The 18453-nt window shown below is 71.7% G+C and carries 14 protein-coding genes and 1 pseudogene; 10 read left to right on the top strand and 5 right to left on the bottom strand.

What is annotated here, in order from left to right:
- Window positions 1-171 precede the first annotated feature (171 nt).
- Complete coding sequence (locus tag CLV52_RS16820) at window positions 172-1236, top strand: IS110 family RNA-guided transposase (protein WP_211342741.1); 1065 nt, start codon at window positions 172-174, stop codon at window positions 1234-1236.
- Window positions 1237-1481: 245 nt separating this feature from the next.
- Entirely contained in the window at window positions 1482-2441 is a 960-nt protein-coding gene (locus tag CLV52_RS16815) for a hypothetical protein (RefSeq protein ID WP_133767561.1), read from the top strand.
- Window positions 2442-2471: 30 nt separating this feature from the next.
- On the opposite strand, the gene CLV52_RS16810 is transcribed toward CLV52_RS16815, so the two are convergent.
- On the bottom strand, window positions 2472-3392 hold the full coding sequence (locus tag CLV52_RS16810; protein ID WP_162850915.1) for an alpha/beta hydrolase: 921 nt from the start codon (window positions 3390-3392) through the stop codon (window positions 2472-2474).
- 276 nt (window positions 3393-3668) lie between these two features.
- Between CLV52_RS16810 and CLV52_RS16805 the strand changes: the two genes are divergently transcribed.
- The 3 genes and pseudogenes from CLV52_RS16805 to glmS all read left to right on the top strand — a co-directional run bounded on the left by CLV52_RS16805 (window position 3669) and on the right by glmS (window position 6374).
- Window positions 3669-4007 carry a hypothetical protein gene (locus CLV52_RS16805; RefSeq protein WP_133767559.1) on the top strand — a complete coding sequence of 113 codons (339 nt, stop codon included), beginning with the start codon at window positions 3669-3671 and terminating at the stop codon, window positions 4005-4007.
- Window positions 4008-4064: 57 nt separating this feature from the next.
- Window positions 4065-4220: pseudogene (locus CLV52_RS19160) on the top strand (serine O-acetyltransferase); the annotation flags it as partial.
- Between the two features lie 312 nt (window positions 4221-4532).
- Window positions 4533-6374: a glutamine--fructose-6-phosphate transaminase (isomerizing) gene (gene glmS, locus CLV52_RS16795; RefSeq protein ID WP_133767557.1), complete on the top strand. Its 1842-nt coding sequence runs from the start codon at window positions 4533-4535 to the stop codon at window positions 6372-6374.
- Between the two features lie 153 nt (window positions 6375-6527).
- Here glmS and CLV52_RS16790 read toward each other — a convergent pair whose 3' ends face one another.
- Complete coding sequence (locus CLV52_RS16790) at window positions 6528-7385, bottom strand: WecB/TagA/CpsF family glycosyltransferase (RefSeq protein WP_133767556.1); 858 nt, start codon at window positions 7383-7385, stop codon at window positions 6528-6530.
- A gap of 382 nt (window positions 7386-7767) precedes the next feature.
- Between CLV52_RS16790 and CLV52_RS16785 the strand changes: the two genes are divergently transcribed.
- The 3 genes from CLV52_RS16785 to CLV52_RS16775 all read left to right on the top strand — a co-directional run bounded on the left by CLV52_RS16785 (window position 7768) and on the right by CLV52_RS16775 (window position 10991).
- The gene (locus CLV52_RS16785) at window positions 7768-8391 is read left to right on the top strand and encodes an arsenate reductase/protein-tyrosine-phosphatase family protein (RefSeq protein WP_133767555.1); all 624 of its coding nucleotides are present in this window, start codon (window positions 7768-7770) and stop codon (window positions 8389-8391) included.
- 197 nt (window positions 8392-8588) lie between these two features.
- A complete protein-coding gene (locus tag CLV52_RS16780; protein WP_133767554.1) occupies window positions 8589-10004 on the top strand; it encodes a tyrosine-protein kinase domain-containing protein in 1416 nt (471 codons plus the stop codon).
- 81 nt (window positions 10005-10085) lie between these two features.
- Window positions 10086-10991, top strand: coding sequence for a glycosyltransferase family 2 protein (locus CLV52_RS16775; protein ID WP_133767553.1), 906 nt, complete (start codon window positions 10086-10088; stop codon window positions 10989-10991).
- Window positions 10992-11186: 195 nt separating this feature from the next.
- Here the strand turns inward: CLV52_RS16775 and CLV52_RS16770 are convergent, their stop codons facing one another.
- From CLV52_RS16770 to CLV52_RS16760, 3 genes are read right to left on the bottom strand one after another with little or no spacing between them, the layout of a single operon-like run.
- Window positions 11187-12518 carry an O-antigen ligase family protein gene (locus tag CLV52_RS16770; protein ID WP_133767552.1) on the bottom strand — a complete coding sequence of 444 codons (1332 nt, stop codon included), beginning with the start codon at window positions 12516-12518 and terminating at the stop codon, window positions 11187-11189.
- On the bottom strand, window positions 12515-13555 hold the full coding sequence (locus tag CLV52_RS16765) for a hypothetical protein (RefSeq protein WP_133767551.1): 1041 nt from the start codon (window positions 13553-13555) through the stop codon (window positions 12515-12517). Before CLV52_RS16765 ends, CLV52_RS16770 begins: the two co-directional genes overlap by 4 nt.
- Window positions 13555-15054, bottom strand: coding sequence for an oligosaccharide flippase family protein (locus CLV52_RS16760; protein ID WP_162850914.1), 1500 nt, complete (start codon window positions 15052-15054; stop codon window positions 13555-13557). The genes CLV52_RS16765 and CLV52_RS16760 overlap by 1 nt, the downstream gene beginning before the upstream one ends.
- Window positions 15055-15218: 164 nt before the next feature.
- On the opposite strand from CLV52_RS16760, the gene CLV52_RS16755 reads away from it, so the two are divergent.
- Window positions 15219-16325 carry a glycosyltransferase family 4 protein gene (locus CLV52_RS16755; RefSeq protein ID WP_133767549.1) on the top strand — a complete coding sequence of 369 codons (1107 nt, stop codon included), beginning with the start codon at window positions 15219-15221 and terminating at the stop codon, window positions 16323-16325.
- 383 nt (window positions 16326-16708) lie between these two features.
- Window positions 16709-18439, top strand: coding sequence for a family 16 glycosylhydrolase (locus CLV52_RS16750; RefSeq protein WP_162850913.1), 1731 nt, complete (start codon window positions 16709-16711; stop codon window positions 18437-18439).
- The last annotated feature ends 14 nt before the right edge of the window (window positions 18440-18453 follow it).

Raw genomic sequence — 18453 nt, 5'->3', positions numbered from 1 at the left:
GGCCGACCGTTGTGTCTTCAGCTAGATCTGTCGGCCCGGTCGGTGCGGAATCACTGTGCACTCGTCTCGATGGCGTCGTGACCTCATAGGAGCCTGGTCCAGAGGTCCCCATCACTGTCCTGTCCGCATCGTTGTCGAGCGCGTGCCATCCCCAGGACGAGAGGACGGCTGATGGCCACGATGACACACCCTGCTCCGCCGGTGATGGTGATCGGCGGGATCGATACCCATTCCCAGACGCATACCGTCGCGGCGGTCACGACGGCCGGCGCGATGCTCGGATCGGCGACGTTCCCCGCGAACCGGTCCGGGTACGGGCAGGCGGCCGCGTGGCTGGCCGGGCACGGGCAGGTGGTCAAGGTCGGGGTCGAGGGGACCGGCTCCTACGGGGCCGGGGTCACCCGGCACCTGCAAGCCGCCGGGCTGCAGGTCGTCGAGGTGAACCGCCCGGACTTGCCGACCCGTCGCCGGGTCGGCAAGTCCGATCCGATCGACGCGGAGTCCGCGGCCCGGGCAGTGCTGTCCGGGACCGCGGAGGCGACGCCGAAGGACACTACCGGCGCTGTCGAGGGGTTACGGAACCTGCGGGTCGCCCGCCGTCACGCGGTCAAGCAGCAGGGTGATGCCGCGCGTCGGATCAGGAGCCTGCTGATCACCGCACCCGAACAGCTGCAGCGACAGCTGACCGGACTGACCATGCTGGCCCTGGCCCGCAGGGCGGCCGGGTTCCGTCCCGACCTCGCCGCCGCCGCGACCGGGGACGTCACCGCAGCGGTGAAGACCGCGCTGGCAAGCCTGGCCCGGACCTGGCTGAACGCTCGCGACGAGATCCGCGCGATCACGGCCGTGACGACACCGCTGGTCGAACGCCTCGCCCCGAACCTGCTCGCATTGACCGGCGTCGGGACCGAGGTCGCCGGCCAGCTGCTCGTCACGGCGGGACAGAACCCGCACAGGCTGCACTCCGACGCCGCGTTCGCCGCGCTCTGCGGGGTCAGCCCGATCCCGGCTTCCTCGGGCAAGACGAACCGGCACCGCCTCAACCGCGGCGGTGACCGGCAAGGGAACAACGCGATCTGGCGCATCGCGATCACCCGCATCGCTCACGACGAGCAAACGAAAACGTTCATCGCGAAACGCGTCGCCGCCGGCGACAGCAAACGCGAAGCCATCCGCGTCCTCAAACGCCACCTCGCCCGCCCGATCTACCGCGCACTCCTCCTTGACATGACATAGGAGCATCTCGCTTCGCTCGCACCTCAACCAGCGGGAGCGGAGAGCGGAGAGCGGAGGGCGGGGCGCGGCGGCGGGTCCGCGCTGGGCGCGCTCTCGGTCGCCTCTAGCATGTTGTTCCCCGATCGAGGAGAGCCATGGTTCGCCGCCGGAGCTCCGTCGTGCGCAATGGTCTGTGTGTCCTCGTCGTCCTGGTGCTGAGCGGCTGCACGAGCCCCGCTGCGCAGCCGAGTTCCCCGCTGGCCACTGTGCCGCTGCCCACGCCCGTTCCCGGGCAGTGCGCGACCGGCACGGTCGGCCGGACGGTTCCGGCCGACGACGGCTTCCGGCGGGCCGTTGCGAACGCCGGGCGGCGGGTCGTGCGACTGCCGGCGCGGACGATCGCCTTCGACGACTTCACGCCGGCGAACGGGACGCTCGACGGCGGAGTCGTCTTGGCGAGCGCACGCGGGATCGTCGGCGCGGGCGTCGGCAGGACGGTCTTCGAGGTCGCGCCCGGCACCTCCACGCGGGCGGGGGACATCCCGACCGGCTTCCCGAACACGAACCAGCTCAGCGTGCTGAAGGTCGATGGCGACCGCACGGTGCTCCGCGGGTTCGCCGTGCAGGGCACCGACCAGGGGCACCTCTACAACGGGCTGCGCGTCGACCACGGCAGCGGCCTGCGGGCCTCGCAGATCCGCGTCGCCGCGATCCCGGGCGACGCGGCGTCGCCGCCGGGGGAGACGTTCGGTATCAACGACTACCGGACCGCGGGATCGCAGTGGTCGGACGTCGTCGTCGACGGCGCCGGGGTGGGCGCCTCCGGGTTCGGGGTGAACAACTCCACCGACATCACGATCTGCAGCACGCTCTCGAAGCAGAACCGGTACGGGATGGGGTTCGCGTTCTGGCAGTCGAGCGGCGTCCGCTGCATCGACTGCCGGGCGATCGGCAACGGGCGAGCGGGCTTCAACTTCGAGCGGGTCACGGGCAGCAACGAGCTGGTGCGGCCGGTCGCCATCGGCAACGCGTACGGCGTCCGGATCTCCAACGACCTGGGGACCGGGACGTTCCGCATCGTGGACCCGCCGCTCACCGACGGGCACTTCGTCGTGACGCTGCCCTACCGCTACAACGGTCGCCCGAACCTGCAGAAGGCGAGCGGCATCACGCTCATCGTCGGCGGGAAGCCGCGCCCCGATCTGCTCCGGATCGAGCGGTATTGACCCGGTCCACCCGGCCGACCGGTACGGCGATCAGCGCGCGATCTTCGTGAGGAACGCCCACATCGCCGCGTCGATGTCCGGGTGGTTCTGCACGATGAACTCGGCGTGGTCGGTGCCCTGGGCGATGTGGAACTCGTGCTGCACACCGGCGGCCTTGAGCGCCGCGTCCATCGCCGTGGCCTGGGGGAGCGGGACCAGCTCGTTCGTCGAGTTCGCCAGGAAGATCGGCGGGTCGGAGCGGTCGACCGAGTTGATCGCCGAGATCGTCTTCAGCGCCGGGCAGTCGGTGGTCGAGCAGCCCGCGTACTCGAGGGCGACCTTCACCTCCTCCTGCGTCGTGCCCGCCTGCGTGGCGGCGGCGGGCAGGTCGTAGGCGGCCGACAGCAGCGCCCCGCCGACGAAGCGGCTCGGCTTCACAGGGGAGCCGGGCACGCCGGTGAGCAGACCGGACGAGATGATCGCGCCGGCGGAGGTGCCGAGGAGGGCCACCCGCTTCGGGTCGACGCGGAAGCGCTTCGCCTGCGCGGCGGCGCTGATCCAGTCGACCGCGGACGCGACGTCGTCGAGCTGGCCCGGGAAGTGCGCGGCGGGCAGCAGGCGGTAGTCGACGGTGAACGCCGCGAAGCCGTGCCGGGCGCCCTCCTCGCACAGCCAGTCGAGGTCGCCGTGCGCGCCCTCGATGAAGGACCCGGAGTGCACGATGACGACGGCGGGCAGCGGGCCGGCGACGCCCTTCGGCGTGCAGGCGTCGAGCTTCAGCGGGGTGCCGCCGGGGGAGGCGAAGTCGAGATCGTGGGCGACCTCGACCGCAGGGGTCCGCGTCGGGGTCGGGGTCGGGGCGCTCGCCCCGGTCGTGCAGCCGGCGAGCAGCAGGGCCGTCGTCAGGGCCGGCGCGAGGACGAGGGACCTGATAGCCAGGCGCACGCGCCTGCGGGAACCGGATGGGCGCATGCCGCCGATGGTACGGGGGCGGGCGTGCGGCGACTGCGCAGAATGCCTGATCATCGCCGTTCTACGGCCGGATGTCACCCGAACGGGGGCCGCGAACGGGGGACTCCCGGTCCGCAGTTCGCTGCCCTATGCTCGCGGCACCCCGACCATCGCTTCGGCGTGGCCGCGCAGACCCGACACCCATCGAGCCTGCGACTGCCGCTGAACGCCGGCGCCACCCTCCTGAGGACGCCCTTTGCGCCTGACTCGTCTTCCCGTCATCCGGATCCGGCGCCCGTGACCGGGCTGCTTGCCGACGAAGATCGGTCGGAACCGCTCCTGCGCCGGGCCCGCCGGTCCTTCGTCGCGACCTTCGGGGAACCGCTGACCGGTCGCAGCCTCGCCCGAGCGCTCCTCGACCCCGGGTTCCGCGCCACGATGATCCTCGCCGCGCAGCTCTGGTGCGCACGCCACGGCGTCAAGATCGCCGCGCTCTGGCTGCGGCTCCACAACGTCCGCGCCTACGGGATGGACGTGGAGGTCGGCGCGACCATCGGCTCCGGCCTGCGCATCCGGCACCCGCGAGGGATCGTCATCCACCACGCTGCGCGCGTCGGCGACGGCGTCGCCATCTAGCAGGGGGTGACGCTCGGCGTCCGGTCGATCGTGGAGGGCGCGGTGGGCGGCAGCCCGATCGTCGGCGACCACGTCTCGATCGGCGCGGGGGCAGCCCTGCTCGGCGACATCACCGTGGGAGACGGGGCCGTCATCGGCGCCAACTCGGTCGTGCTCGCCTCCGTTCCGGCCGGAGCGACCGTCGTCGGCGCGCCGGCGCGCGTCGTCCGCTACGCCGACCCGACGTCGCTGCGATCCATCTTGCGGCGTCGCGACTAGCGCCGGGCCGCACCCCACGACGGGGGCTGTCGGTGGAGGGCGCCTGCTCCTATCCTGAGAGGCCCCCGAACCCAACCCGCCGCCCTGCACCCACAGGGCTGAACGGACGCCCTGTGCAGCCCGTCCTCCATGTCGCCGTCGCGCTGACGAGCCCCTGCTCGCCACGACGCCGTCGTGCTGCCCACTTCACCGGCGCTGCCCACCCTGCCGTCGCCGGCCCACCGGTCTCCTGACCGGACCGTTCTCCCGAAAGGAACGAATCGAATCATGTGCGGAATCGTCGGCTACGTCGGATCCCGGTCCAGCGTCGATGTCCTCGTCAACGGCCTGCGCCGCCTCGAGTACCGGGGCTACGACTCCGCGGGCGTCGCGGTGGTGGACGACGAGGGGTCGGTCCGCTCCCGCAAGCGCGCCGGTCGCCTCCAGGTGCTGGCGACGGACCTCGCCGAGGACTCGCTGCCCGAGGGACGGACCGGCATCGGCCACACCCGCTGGGCGACGCACGGCGGTCCGACGGACGGGAACGCGCATCCGCACCTCGGTGACGACGGCAAGCTCGCGCTGATCCACAACGGGATCATCGAGAACTTCGCTGCGCTGAAGGCGGAGCTCGTCTCGCAGGGATTCGTCTTCCAGAGCGAGACCGACACCGAGGTCGCCGCCGTGCTCCTCGGCCGCGAGTTCCAGCGCACCCGCGAGCTGCGCGCCGCGATGCTCGCGACCGTCGCGCACCTGCACGGCGCCTTCACGCTGCTCGCGGTCCACGCCGACCAGCCGGGCCTCGTCGTCGGCGCGCGGCGGAACTCCCCGCTCGTGATCGGGCTGGGGGAGCACGAGAACTTCCTCGGCTCCGACGTCGCCGCGTTCGTCGAGTACACGCGGAACGCGCTCGCGATCGGCCAGGACCAGATGGTCGCCATCACCGCGGACACCGTGGAGGTGTTCGACTTCGACGGCACGCCCGTCGAGGCGACGCCCTTCGAGGTCGCGTGGGACGCCTCGGCCGCCGAGAAGGGCGGCTGGGACAGCTTCATGGCGAAGGAGATCAGCGAGGAGCCGGAGGCCGTCGCGAACACCATCCGCGGACGCGTCCAGGACGGCACGGTGACGATCCCGGAGATCGAGGGCATCGACCTCGCCGCGATCGACCGCGTGCTCGTGATCGCCTGCGGCACGGCCGCCTACGCCGGCACGCTCGGCAAGTACGCGATGGAGATGTGGGGCGGCCTGCCCGTCGAGGTCGAGCTCGCCCACGAGTTCCGCTACCGCCACCCGTTCCTGTCGCCGAGCACGCTCGTCGTGTCGATCAGCCAGTCGGGCGAGACGATGGACACGCTCATGGCCGTCCGGTACGCGCACGAGCGCGGCGCGACCACGCTGTCGATCTGCAACACCCAGGGCGCGACCATCGCCCGCGAGTCCGACGGCGTGCTCTACACGCACGCCGGTCCCGAGGTCGCCGTCGCGTCGACGAAGGCGTTCGTCGCCCAGATCACCGCGCTCTACCTGCTCGGCCTCGCCATCGCGCAGGCGCGGCGGACGATGCCGCCGGAGCAGATCGGGGAGCAGCTCGACGAGCTCGCGGCAGTGCCCGAGAAGCTGACCGAGGTGCTCGAGTCGGCCGACGAGGTGCGGACGCTGGCGCAGAGCATGACGGACACCCGCAGCGTCCTGTTCCTCGGTCGGCACGTCGGCTACCCGATCGCCCTGGAGGGCGCACTCAAGCTGAAGGAGCTCGCCTACATCCACGCGGAGGGCTTCGCCGCGGGCGAGCTGAAGCACGGCCCGATCGCGCTGATCGAACCGGGTCAGCGCGTCTTCGTGATCGTCCCCAGCCCCCGGTACGCCGAGGAGCTGCACGCGAAGGTCGTCTCGAACATCCAGGAGATCCGCGCCCGTGGCGCGCACGTGATCGCGATCGCCGAGGCGGGGGACGTCGCCGTGCTGCCGTACGCCGACGACGTCATCCGCATCCCGCTCGCCTCCCCGCTCATGGAGCCGCTGCTCGCGGTCGTGCCGCTGCAGCTGTTCGCGCTCGAGCTCGCCGCGGCGAAGGGCCTGGACGTCGACCAGCCGCGCAACCTGGCGAAGTCCGTCACCGTCGAGTAGCCGACGCGTCCAGGGGAAGGAGGAGGGGCCCGGCGATCCGCCGGGCCCCTCCTCGTACGTCTCGGGCCTGCCGCTCGAGTGCTCCGTGGACGAGGCCGGACAGGCGGAAGGCCCCGACTCGTCGAGCGAGTCGGGGCCTTCCGCATTCGAGGACTACTGCATCTCGTGCAGCACCTGGGGAGAGTGGGACGCGGCCGCCTCCGGGTCCTCCTCGACTGGACGCACCAGCGGCTGCCCGGCCTTCGCCGCCTTCCGCGCGCTGCGGATGCCGGGGAGCGCGACGCGGAGGAACTGCACGTTGCCGATCAGGTAGCGCCGCCAGAGGCGGCGGGGCTCGGAGGCCAGCCGGAACAGCCACTCCGTGCCGGAGTTCTGCATGAACCGCGGCGCCTCTCGGACGCTGCCGGCCACGAAGTCGAATGCCGCGCCGACGCCGGCGGCGACGACACCCCGCTCGGCCGCGATCACGTCCGCGACGAAGTCCTGCTTGGGGGAGCCGAGGCCCACCCACACGATGTCGACCTCCTGCTTGGTGATGCCGGCCGGCAGCTGTGCGGCGAGCTCAGCCGGGTCGCTGCGGAAGTCGGGAGCGGACGCGCCGACCACGATCGCACCCGGGTACAGCTCGTGCACGCGGTCGATGAGCTCGGCGAGCACCGCCTCGTCCGTGCCGAAGAAGTAGTGGCGGAGGCCGGTGTTCTGGCTGCGCTCGAGTGTCGTCGTGAAGAAGGACGGTCCACGGACACGGCCCGCCTCCTCACCGACGCGGCGCATGGCCCACGCGACGGGTGCGCCGTCGGGGAAGTTCACGCCGCGGTCGCGCAGCGTGGCGAGGTAGTCGGGGCGGTGGTTCGCCATGGTGACGCAGAAGGCGTTGGCGAGCCGGACCGGGACACCAGGAGCGTCCGACGATGCGGCGCGCCGCATCGTCCAGTCGACGGCGGCGTCGAGGTCGGAGACCTGGAAGGGCACACCGCCGACTTCGGCGGTGCGGAAAGCGCGTTCGGGCATGGGGAGGAGGCCTTCACCTGCGATGGGTGGTCGCAGCTGTACCAGCGCCGGATGGGTAAGTGGGTATGCGGAGTCGCGCCGGCGCAGCACGAAGTCGCACCAAGGAATGTACGGCGTGTCGACGCGTCGAATCCACTGATCACCCATGTATTGGGGGCATCGCTTATGGTTTTGCCAGGGGTGGCGCCACAGCTTCAGCGCGGTGGCGGTGGAGGACGGGATCACGCAGGAGGTCCGCATCGTGCCCGCAGCCGCCGCCCAGTAGCATCGCAGGCGGCAGCAGCGCCGGTACCCGTCGGCGCGACACCGCATCGACGCATCGCCCCGACTCCCCATCGGATCCGGCGTCGACGCCTGCGCCGCGGACGAAGAGGCCTCACCCGTGACGAACCCTCCCCAGCGGATCCTCGTGGTCGGCGACGACGACATCTGCACCGCGCCCTTCGTGGCAGCACTGCTGCGCACTCGATTGGCCGGCCGGGACGACGTGCGGGTCGCCAGCGCCGGCCTCGACGGCGTCGTCGGTCAGCCGGCCTGCGATCACGCCATCGAGGCGGCCTCCGCGGGCGCCGACCTCCGCGACCACCGGTCCGAGCCGGTGACCGCGGAGCGGATCAGAAAGGCCGACCTGGTCCTCACCATCGACGGCGAGGAACGCAGCCTCGTGAACCGGATGGCTCCCGGCTTCCAGACGAAGGTGTTCGCGCTCCGCGAGGCGTCGACGATCGCTCAGGCCGGTGACCGATGGGGGAGACTCGATGCGGTCGCCGCCGTCGCGGAGCGCCTGCACCGCGATCGCGGCCTCCCGAAGCCGAAGCGCATCCCCGTCCCGAGGCGTGGAGTCCTCCTCCGTCCGGTGGTCGAGCTGGGGCTCGACGACCTGCCCGAGGCGCATCACCTGGACGGCGCCGCTCACGGGTGGGCGCTCGAGCAGGCCCGGGCAGCCGCCGCAGGAATCGCTGCCGTGCTCGTCGCGCTGCGCGCCGGAGCCGCGTCCGCCGCCTGAGTCCTCCGCCGAATCGGGGCGGTGGAACGGTTCCGGTTGACGCGGCGAGGCCGACCTGGGCATGATCATGCGCCGCGTTCTGGGGGCGCGGCGTTCGACCGGATCACCGCACAATGGTGCGAACGGTCCAGTGACCCGTGAACCCGACGGCGTCGCTCCACTGAACCCGGACCGCCCGAACCGAGGACTGAACTCCCGTGGAATTCTCCGACTACATCCGTGTGCTCCGCCGATCCTGGGTGCTGCTCCTCGTCGCAGCCCTCGTCGGCACCGGCGCCGCCGGTCTGTACGCGTTCCGGCAGACGCCGCTCTACACGTCGGACACCACCGTCGTCCTCACCTTGAACGCCTCGGGCTCGATCAACGATGCCCTCACCGGTCAGTCGTACATCCAGTCCGTCGTCACCACTTACGCGGACGTCGCGGATCAGCCGCTCGTGCTCACGCCGGTGCGCAAGACCCTCGGCCTCACCGACACGATGACCAACGACCAGCTGGCGAAGGAGATGACCATCACCGCGAGCAACACCTCGCAGCTGATCGGCATCTCCGTCGAGGACCCGTCGCCGAAGCGCGCCGCACGCATCGCGGACACCGTCGCCGCACAGCTCGCGAAGAGCGTCGACGACATCTCGCCCGCCAAGAAGGGCGCGGCGCCCGTCAAGCTCTCGGTCTCGAGCCCTGCCGAGGTCGCGAAGACCCCGAGCACTCCGAACATCCCCCTGATGCTCGCCATCGGCTTCGTCGGCGGCCTCGCGCTCGCGCTGATCATCACGATCCTCCGCAACGTCCTCGACACCCGCATCCGCCGTCCCGAGGACGCGCACGCCGTGACGGACCGCCCGGTCCTCGGCGGCATCGCGCGCTCGAGCGCCGTGAGGAAGAACCCGCTCGTCGTGCGGAGCGACCCGAACGGCCGTCTGGCGGAGGAGTTCCGCACGCTGCGGACGAACCTCCAGTTCCTCGACGTCGACCGCTCGACGCGCACCATGGTCATCAGCTCGTCCACCGAGGGCGAGGGCAAGACGACCACCGCGGTGAACCTGGCGCTCGCGATGGCGGACGCCGGCTCCGACGTGCTCATCATCGACGCCGACCTCCGGCGCCCGCGCCTCGCCGACGTGCTGCGCATCGACGGCGGTGTCGGCCTCACCGACGTGCTGATCGACCGCGTGCGCCTCGACGACGCCCTCCAGTCGTGGGGCGACGGGCATGTGACCGTCCTCCCGGCCGGCGCCATCCCGCCGAACCCGAGCGAGCTGCTGCAGTCCGAGGCGATGGAGCAGCTGCTCGAGCGGCTGCAGGGCCGCTTCAGCACCATCGTGCTCGACGCGCCGCCGCTGCTCCCGGTGAGCGACGCGGCGATCCTGTCGCACCGCGCCTCCGGCACGATCATGGTCTGCGCGGCCAAGCACACGACCAAGGGGCAGCTCGCCGACGCGGTCGACAAGGTCCAGCGGGTCGGCGGTCGCGTGCTCGGCGTGGTGCTGACGAAGCTGCCGGTCACCGGCGCCGACGCCTCCTCCTACGTGAAGTACGAGTACACGCCGCGCAAGCCCGTGGGGCGCAAGGGCGCGAAGAAGTCCTCGAGCCTCAAGGCCCGCGAGGTCTGACCGCCGCCCGTCCGCCCGCCGCTGCTGCCGCAGCGGGCGGGCGGACGGCGTCCAGGACCGTTCAGCCGCAGGAAGCGACGCATGACCGAGCCCATCGTCTCCGTGATCCTCCCCGCGTACAACGCGGGGGAGTACCTGATCCCCGCCGTCCGCAGCGTGCTGTCGGACGGCTTCGACGACCTCGAGCTGCGCGTCTACGACGACGGCAGCATCGACGGCTCCGTCGACGCGCTGCTCGCCGCTGTCGACGACCCGCGGCTCGTCGTCGTGCGGCACGCGAACCGCGGTCTCGCCGCGACCCTCAACCGCGGCTTCGAGGAGGCGCGCGGGCGCTACCTCGCGCGCATGGACGGCGACGACCAGGTCGTGCCGGGACGCTTCGGGACGCAGGCCGCGTTCCTCGACGAGCATCCCGACGTGGTGCTGGTGGGCGGCCAGATCGAGCGCCTGGTCGACGGCCGCACGGAGTCGGAGTCGCGATTCCCCGCGTCCCACGAGGAGATCGTCGCCGGTCTCGTCGCCGGTCGGCACGTCGTCACGCACCCGTCGGTCATGATCCGCGCCGATGCGATCACGACGGTCGGCGGGTACTGGGAGCACGGCGTCTCGGAGGACTGGGACCTGTTCCTGCGCCTCGCCGAGCACGGCCGGCTCGCGAACGTGGACCGCGTCGTGCTGCGCTACCGCTTCCACGACAGCGGCATCAACGCGAGCTCGATGGGGAAGGTGCGGAGGAACATCCGCCTCGCCGTCGAGAACCACCGGCGCCGCGTCGCGGGGGAGCCCGAGCTGACGCCGGACGCGATGTGGCGCGCGATCGGGCCGGTCGGCCGGTTCGGCGTGACGATGCAGACGCGGTCGCTGACGCTGTACCGGACCGCGCTCCAGGCGAAGGCGTCGGGCCACCGCGCCCGTGCGGCGCTCGCGCTCGCCGGCGCCGCGGTGTGCTGGCCGCAGCAGGCGCTGCACCGCCTCCGCTCGCACTGAGCCGCGGCGCGCCGGCGAGCGCCGCTGAAGCGTGTGCCCGGTGTCGACGACGGCGTCGAGGTCCTCGCGACCGTCGGATTCGGCAGCTCCGCGTGGCTTCCGGCAGCGATCCCGACGTGATCCCGCTGCCGGAACCGACCGATGCTGCCGGAACCGCCGCGGACCACCGCCCCCAGCAGGAGCGGGCTCGGGCGACTACCTGAGCACGGGCTCCGTGCTGTCGGTCGACGACGGCTCGACGCGCGGGGTCGAGGGCACCATGACGGTCCGCTCGAGCGCTCGGGTCCGCTCCGTCTGCTGATCCGGGTCCGGGCGGCCGGCGAGCAGCGCGCCCATGAGCAGGCCGAACACGACGTCGAACTGCGGGGTCGAGAAGTTGTTGTCGACGTAGCAGTAGAAGAGGGTCGCCCCGAGGATCCCGAGCGCCAGCATCCTCCGGTGCTGGATGCGGCCGACCAGGACCACCAGGGCGATCAGGCCGACGAAGAACGGGATCGCCAGCGCGAGGCCGCCGTCGACGTAGAAGTGGATGTACTCGTTGTGCGGCGACTCGAAGGCCGACTGGACACCGACGGGGTGCAGCAGGGCGTTCGCGATGTTCGCGAAGCCGAGCCCGCGGCCGAGTGCCGGCGAGTGCTCCGACAGTGAGAGGTAGAACGGCCAGGCCTGGTCGCGCCCGGAGGTGTTGAACGAGCCCTCGTAGGCGTTGCCGACGTTGCGCGCGAGGATCTCGGGCAGTGCCGCGGCAGCGACGGCCAAGGAGCTGAAGAAGACGAGCCGAGCCGCGTTGACGGTCTTGGACGAGGTCGTGCGTCGGGCGCGGAAGGTCCAGATCCCGAGCGCCAGGATGACGATGCCGCACGAGATCAGGGCGCCGCGGGTCAGGGTGAGGAACGCGAGGCCGCAGTCGATCAGCAGCCAGACGGTCCACTTCCGCTGCCCCAGGACCATGATCCCGGTCACCGCCGCGAACGCTGCCGCGGTCGTCAAGAGGGCCAGGGTGGGGCCGATCAGCGCACCGCCGAGGCGGCCGTCGCCGATGATCGCCCAACCGCGGCCGGAGGCCTGGAACCCGACGCCGAGGACGAGCGACACGACCGGGGCGGCGACCAGCACCTGGAGCACGGAGGGCAGATGCTCCCTCCGCCAGCGGATCATCGCGGCGGCCATCGTGAGGAAGTAGCCGGAGAACGCCTTGGCGGCGAATCCGGCCGACACGGAGATGGACGGGACGAGTCCCGACATCGACACGGCGAGCGCGAACAGGAACGCGGCGAGCATGAGCCCCACCGGCCAGCGCAGACGGATGCCGAACCGCAGCCAGAGCAGCACGATCATCGCCAGGATTCCGGCCTTGAAGACGGTGTCGTTGCCGGCGGCCGGTGCGATCGTCGCCACGGACAGCGGGGAGATCGACAGGAGCACGCCGAGCGCCCACAGCGTCGGCTTGTACGACTTGGCGGCGTAGAGCCACACGAGGACCGCGAGGCCGACCAGGCCGAGCCCGACGATGAGCACGATGTTCACGAGAGCACCTTCCCGGGGAGGCCGGCGACCTGCCGCAGCTGCGTCCAGCGCGAGGCCCAGGTCGGCAGCGACTGGGGCGAAGCGGGCGCGCGCTCCGCGAGCCGGACGACCGCCTCCGCGGGGTCCTCGCCCTCGTCGAGACTGACGAGGCCCGGCGCGGCGGCGACGGCGGTGTCGATCCCGGAAGCGAGCACCCAGGCCCCGCTCGCGACGGCGTTGAACAGCTTCGCGGGCGCGAGGGTCGCGCCGCGGGCGCCGCGGTACGGCAGGAGGATGACGCGGTGCCGCGCGGCGCGCGCGGCGATCGCCTCGACCCCGATCGGCGGCTCGATCGAGACGCCCGCGGCGAGCAGTCGCTCGCGCACGGCGTCGTCGTCGATCACGCCGACCACGTCGACGGGCACGCCGGCGGCGACGAGGCGCTCGAACACGGTCACGTCCACCTCGGCCCGCACGGCGCCGAAGTACAGCGCATGCCGGGAGCGGTCCTCCCACGCGGGGTGGGCGGCGGCGAGGAACGCGTCGTCCGCCGCGGGAGGGACGACCGCGGCGGTCATGCCCCGGGTGGCGAGCAGCGCGGCCATGCCCGGGGCGTCGGTCGACACCGTCGCCCGCGGCATCCGCGCGATGCGCCGTTCGGAGGAGCGCCAGCCGACGGGCGGGAACCACGCCTTCGGCACGGTCGCCCAGTCGAGGACGGCGTCGTAGACGATCGGTCCGCGGACGACCCGGCGGAGCAGCCACTCCGTGAGCAGGTCCGGCAGGTAGACGATCGCCATGTCGTACGGGCCGGTCGAGCCGGTCCATCCGCGGCGGCCGATGACGCTGACGCCGTCGTAGGTCGCCGGGTGCTCCTGCTCGACACGCGTCTTGCGGATCATCCGCATCGGGTACGAAGCGATCTGACCGAGGTTGCGCGGGCGCGGCTGGAGGTAGTCGACCTCCCAGCCGTCCGCGGCCGCGGCGACGGCGAGCGACTGGTGTCGCTGCCACAGGTAGCCCCAGCGGTTGCTGGCGACGATGAGGAGCCGCGGCATCAGCGCTGCACCGTCTCGGGCTCGACGTCCAGGGCGACCGGGGGCACGACCTCGCGACCACCGAGGAGGCCGTAACGCTTGGCCAGGACGAGCGGCGGGAACCGGCGGATGTTCTTCACGACCAGCGCGGCGGCGACGATCGCGACGAGCAGCACGCCGCCGAACACGAACGGGGAGAACGCGATCACGGCAGGCGCGTTGACGAGGGTCCAGAGCGCACCGCCGCCGACCACGCAGAAGGCGAGGATCTCGAGGTAGTGCCGCAGCACGACCCGGAGGTCGACCAGCTGCGCCCGGCTCGCGAGGGCGAGGTGGAGCGGGTGCATGATCGCGAACGAGACGAGGAAGCCGATGAAGACGGGCCACACGCTGTGCAGGGCGATCGCGACGCCGGCCGCCCCGGTGTTCACGACCAGCGAGATGATGTAGCCGGACCAGACCCAGCGGAACCGGCCGAGCGCCTCGAAGCCGCTGACGAGCAGGAACACGACCGGCTGCAGGGCGCCGATGATCGCGAGCATCGGCGCGTACTGGGCGGCGAGCTCGTAGCCGTCGCCGAGCAGCAGGTTGACGGCGATCGGCGCCAGCACCGCGACGAGCACCCCGAGGGGCACGCACACCCAGCCGAGCACGCCGAGCAGGTCGGACCACAGTCGGCGCGTCCGGCTGCGGTCCTCGATGTCGTGCCGGAACTCGGGGTAGACGGCTTGGCTGATCGCCGCGCCGAGCAGGTAGAAGGGATTGGTGGTGATCGCGTCGGCGCGGTTCCAGTTGCCGAGGGCGACGGACCCGACGCTGTGGCTGACGCTCACCTTGCCCACGGTCGACGCGCTGTACGTGAGGAGCGCGGACACGAGGGTCTTGGTGCTGTAGGACACGTCCTTCAGCGTCATGCGCAGGTGGAAGCGGCCCCGGAAGTAGGAGCGCAGCTGCACGAGCATGATGCTCGCGACGCCCAGGAGGGCGAGCACCTGCGCGACCGCAAGCGACTCCGCGTCGCGGAGCAGGAACACGAAGACCGTGCCGACGACCATGCTGCCGACGTTCGCGACGACGGTCGCGCCGGCGAGCCGCTTGAACAGGCCCAGGCGCAGGGACAGCCCGTTGCCGAGCGCGACGAACGGTGTGATCAGCGAGGTGAGGGCGAGCACCTGCAGCACGGAGATGGACTCCGGCTGGCCCCAGATCGCTGCCCAGAGCGGCGCACCGACGAAGGTCGCGGCCGCCGCCAGGATCCCGATGACGCCCGCGTAGGCGAGCAGGCCGACGAGCCGGTCCGCGTGGAGGTCGGTCATGCGGCCGACGACCTGCGGCAGACCGGCGAGGGAGACGAGGTTGATCAGCGCCACACTCGCCGTGGCGGCGGCGAAGACGCCGAAGTCGTGAGGCACGAGCAGTCGGGACGTGACCGCGGCGTAGGCGAGCTGCGCCAGCGCGGTCGCGATCTGTGCCGAGTAGTTCCAGATCGCGCCGCGCGCGATGCGGCGGGCATCAGCCATGGGTTGTGGGACCTCTGGGTCAAGGACGTGCTGCCCCGGGTTCGACAGCGACTCCGAGGGTACGTGAGGGCGTGTCATCGCACACGTCCCCAGATCGGGGATCGATTCCGGTCTTCCGGCCGCGCCTCCGGGAATGGTTCCGAGCGATCGTTAAGGTTCCGTGCATGCGGGTTGTCGGGGATGTCGCCTACCTCCTGCCGGTCGGCGGGATCGAGATCTGCACCCTGGAGGACACCGCTGCGCTCGCCGCGAGGGGACACCGCGTCGACCTCTTCTTCGGGTTGGAGGGCGAGCAGCGCCGCCTGTTCGAGCAGGCCGGTGTCGGGCTGCACGGGCCCGTCTCCTTCAAGCTGACTCGGCGCACGCCCATCCGGGACCTCCTCGGCTTCCTCCCGGCGATCCGGACGGTGCGCCGGCTGAAGCCCGACGTGATCTGGCTCAGCCGCGCGGAGCACGTCGTGTGGGCCCGACTGCTGGCCTTCGCGGCCGGCGTCGAGCTCGTCACGCACCTGCACCACGCGCCGAGCTCGCCCCGCACGCGGTGGCTGACGAAGGGCGTCGCCCGGTTCCTCGCCGTCTCCGAGTTCACGCGACAGCAGTGGATCGCGGCGGGAGTGCCCGGCGACCGCATCGAGGTCGTGCACAACGCCCTGCCGCCCGGCCGCTACCCGGTCGGCGGTGAGGAGGAGCAGCGGGCGGCCCGCGCGAGCCTCGGCCTGCCGACGACCGGCCGGGTCATCACCTTCTACGGGCGGTTCTCCGAGGAGAAGGGGCTCCCGACGGTGCTCGAGGCGTTCCGGCGCATCGAGCGGGACGACGTGCACCTGCTCCTCGCCGGCTTCTACCCGCCCCAGGTCGACACGTCGGAGGTCCGTCGCGCCGTCGAGTCCCTCGACCCCGCGCGCGTCACGGTCGTCGGTCCGGAGTCGGACGTCATCCCCTTCCTCCACGCCGCCGACGTCGTCGTCACCCCGTCCTGGGTCGACGAGGCGTTCGGGCGCACGATCGTCGAGGGCATGTCGACCGGCCGTCCCGTCATCGGAGCACGCGTCGGCGCCGTGCCGGAGCTGCTCGAAGGCGGCATGGAGCGGCTGCTCGTCCCGAAGCAGGACGCGGACGCGCTGCTCGTGGCGATCGAGGCGGTCATCGACTGGCGCGACGCCGAGCCCGAGCTCGGCGCCCGGTGCAGTGCGTGGGTCGAGGAGCGGTTCCCGTACGCGCAGCACCTCGAGCGCGTCGAGTCGGTGCTGCAGCACTTCGTGCGCGGCTGAGCAGCGTCCCATAGCACGTCTGCGCGAAACGCGCTGGGCGCATTTCGGGGACTGGAAACTCGGCGGGACACGCGCGTCGCCTCCCGGAACCGGCGTGTCCGCGTCCATACCTTCCCCCCGTTCCGGCAGCGCGGCGACATCGACACGCGGTCCGGGATGAGCGACGCCGTGCATGCGGGATGTGCGGCGGGACACGAACGGGAGCAGGGATGTCGAGACACAGGATGCGGAGCAGCTGGGTGGCCGGTGACGGCGATCCGAAGGAGTTGGGGCTCCGCGGTGGGAGCAGACAGGCCGCGCGGCAGGGCCGACGTCGTCGACCGTGGGTCCTCGCGACGGCGGGCTCAGCGGCGCTCGCCACCGTCATCGCCGTGGGGGGCGCCGTGATCGGAGTGGGTGCGACCCCTGCACTCGCCGTCTGCGACTCGTCCGGCGGATCGTGCATCGACACCGCCTCCTCGACCAGCGCCTCCGTCGCGATCCTGCCGCTCGCCAAAGCCGGCGACGACACCCTGACCGTCTCGAACACCGGAGCGGCGGGGCAGACGGAGGTCGGCGTGGTCGGGTACCTCACGTCGACGGACCCCTCCGCCTCCGCGGTGACCGCCGCCGGGCCGTCGACCTCCGCGACCGTGCGGGTGGAGCAGGACCAGCGCCGCCACGTCCGGCTGACAGGCGTGCCCGCGACGGCGCGTGCCGTGATCGTGCAGGTCGGCAGCAGCTACGCCCGGTCCTCGTGGCAGAAGAGCCGAGCCGCGTGTGCGACGACCGGGAGCGCGTCCGCGAAAGCCGTCTCCGACCGGACCACCGATGCGGATCCGGTCGCCACGCCCGTGGACTGCGGGTGGGCGCAGGTCACCTTCTCCGGCCGGCACGACAAGGTCACGCGCGGACAGGTCCTGCAGGCCCTGCGCGCGTGGGCGAAGCGCACCGCCACCGCGCTGCCGACCGCTCAGGCCGCCACCGACATCGCGCAGAGCGTCGCCGACCCGGCCACCCTCGCAGCGGCGATCGCCCCCGGGGTCGGCAGCATGACCGTCTCGTGGCGTCTCGACCAGGGGTCCCAGCACGTCGACGCCGTCCGGATCACGCGGAGCGGCGCGAACGGCGCCACGAACGGCGGCACGACCGTCGACAAGCCGGCCGGCAACGGATCGGTCACCCTGAAGGGGCTCACTGCCGGTTCGATGTACACCGTGACCATCGCGACCGTCATCGACGGCACGGCCGGGTCCCCGATCTCGATGACCGCGAGCGCCTTCGGCCGGTCGACGTCGTCGGCGAAGCCGTCGACGAGCCCGTCGGCGTCGCCGAGCCCATCGGCATCGGCGTCGGCGTCGCCCTCCCCGTCGCCGTCCGACTCGACGCCTCCCGCCGGTGGTTCGGGCGGGTCCTCCGGCACCGGCCTCCCCGGCGCGGACGCGTATCCGGGGTGGACGCGGGTCATCGGCCAGGACTTCGACGCGGATGCGGGCGTCGGCTCCTTCGCCTCGAAGTACTCCGGGTGGGCCGGCTACGACGGCAACACCTCGGGTGCGTCCGGCACGACCTGGAACTCGTCGACGACGATGTCCGTCTCCGACTCGGTGCTGCGCATGCGGAACTGGGTGTCGAACGGCAAGGCCCAGGCCGGCGCGCTCACCCCGGTCACCTCGGGTACGCCGTGGCACGCGATGGGCCAGGTGTACGGGAAGTACGTCGTGCGGTTCAAGGCGGACAGCGTCCGCGGCTTCAAGGTGGCCTGGTTGCTCTGGCCGACCTCGAACGACTGGAACCAGGGCGAGATCGACTTCCCCGAGGCGAACCTCGACGGCACCGTCAACTACGCCGCACACAACGTGACCGGCATCCCGTCCGACCAGCAGTGGGGCTCCGCCGGCACGAAGATGGGCGACGGCAGCTGGCACACCGCGACCACCACATGGGAGCCCGGCAAGGTCACCTTCGACCTCGACGGTCAGACCGTCAAGGTGATCACGTCGGCCACCTACCTGCCGACCTCGCCGATGCGCTGGGCGTTGCAGAACGAGACGTCCACCGATGGCACGAAGCCGTCGTCGGGAGCCGACGGGTCGGTGTACATCGACTGGGTCGCGCAGTACAAGCGCGGCTGAGCCGTCCTCGTCGA

The organism is Amnibacterium kyonggiense, assembly GCF_004364555.1.
Classification (GTDB): domain Bacteria; phylum Actinomycetota; class Actinomycetes; order Actinomycetales; family Microbacteriaceae; genus Amnibacterium; species Amnibacterium kyonggiense.
Note: the sequence above shows the minus strand (reverse complement) of the source record. Positions and strands in the feature narration are given on the sequence as shown.

Excerpts from the sequence above, each read along its gene's own strand:
- CLV52_RS16775 (WP_133767553.1), top strand. The coding sequence starts at position 10,086 with ATGACCGAGCCCATCGTCTCCGTGATCCTCCCCGCGTACAACGCGGGG.
- CLV52_RS16790 (WP_133767556.1), bottom strand. The coding sequence starts at position 7,385 with ATGCCCGAACGCGCTTTCCGCACCGCCGAAGTCGGCGGTGTGCCCTTC.
- CLV52_RS16820 (WP_211342741.1), top strand. The coding sequence starts at position 172 with ATGGCCACGATGACACACCCTGCTCCGCCGGTGATGGTGATCGGCGGG.
- CLV52_RS16765 (WP_133767551.1), bottom strand. The coding sequence starts at position 13,555 with ATGCCGCGGCTCCTCATCGTCGCCAGCAACCGCTGGGGCTACCTGTGG.
- CLV52_RS16755 (WP_133767549.1), top strand. The coding sequence starts at position 15,219 with ATGCGGGTTGTCGGGGATGTCGCCTACCTCCTGCCGGTCGGCGGGATC.
- CLV52_RS16810 (WP_162850915.1), bottom strand. The coding sequence starts at position 3,392 with ATGCGCCCATCCGGTTCCCGCAGGCGCGTGCGCCTGGCTATCAGGTCC.
- CLV52_RS16760 (WP_162850914.1), bottom strand. The coding sequence starts at position 15,054 with ATGGCTGATGCCCGCCGCATCGCGCGCGGCGCGATCTGGAACTACTCG.
- glmS (WP_133767557.1), top strand. The coding sequence starts at position 4,533 with ATGTGCGGAATCGTCGGCTACGTCGGATCCCGGTCCAGCGTCGATGTC.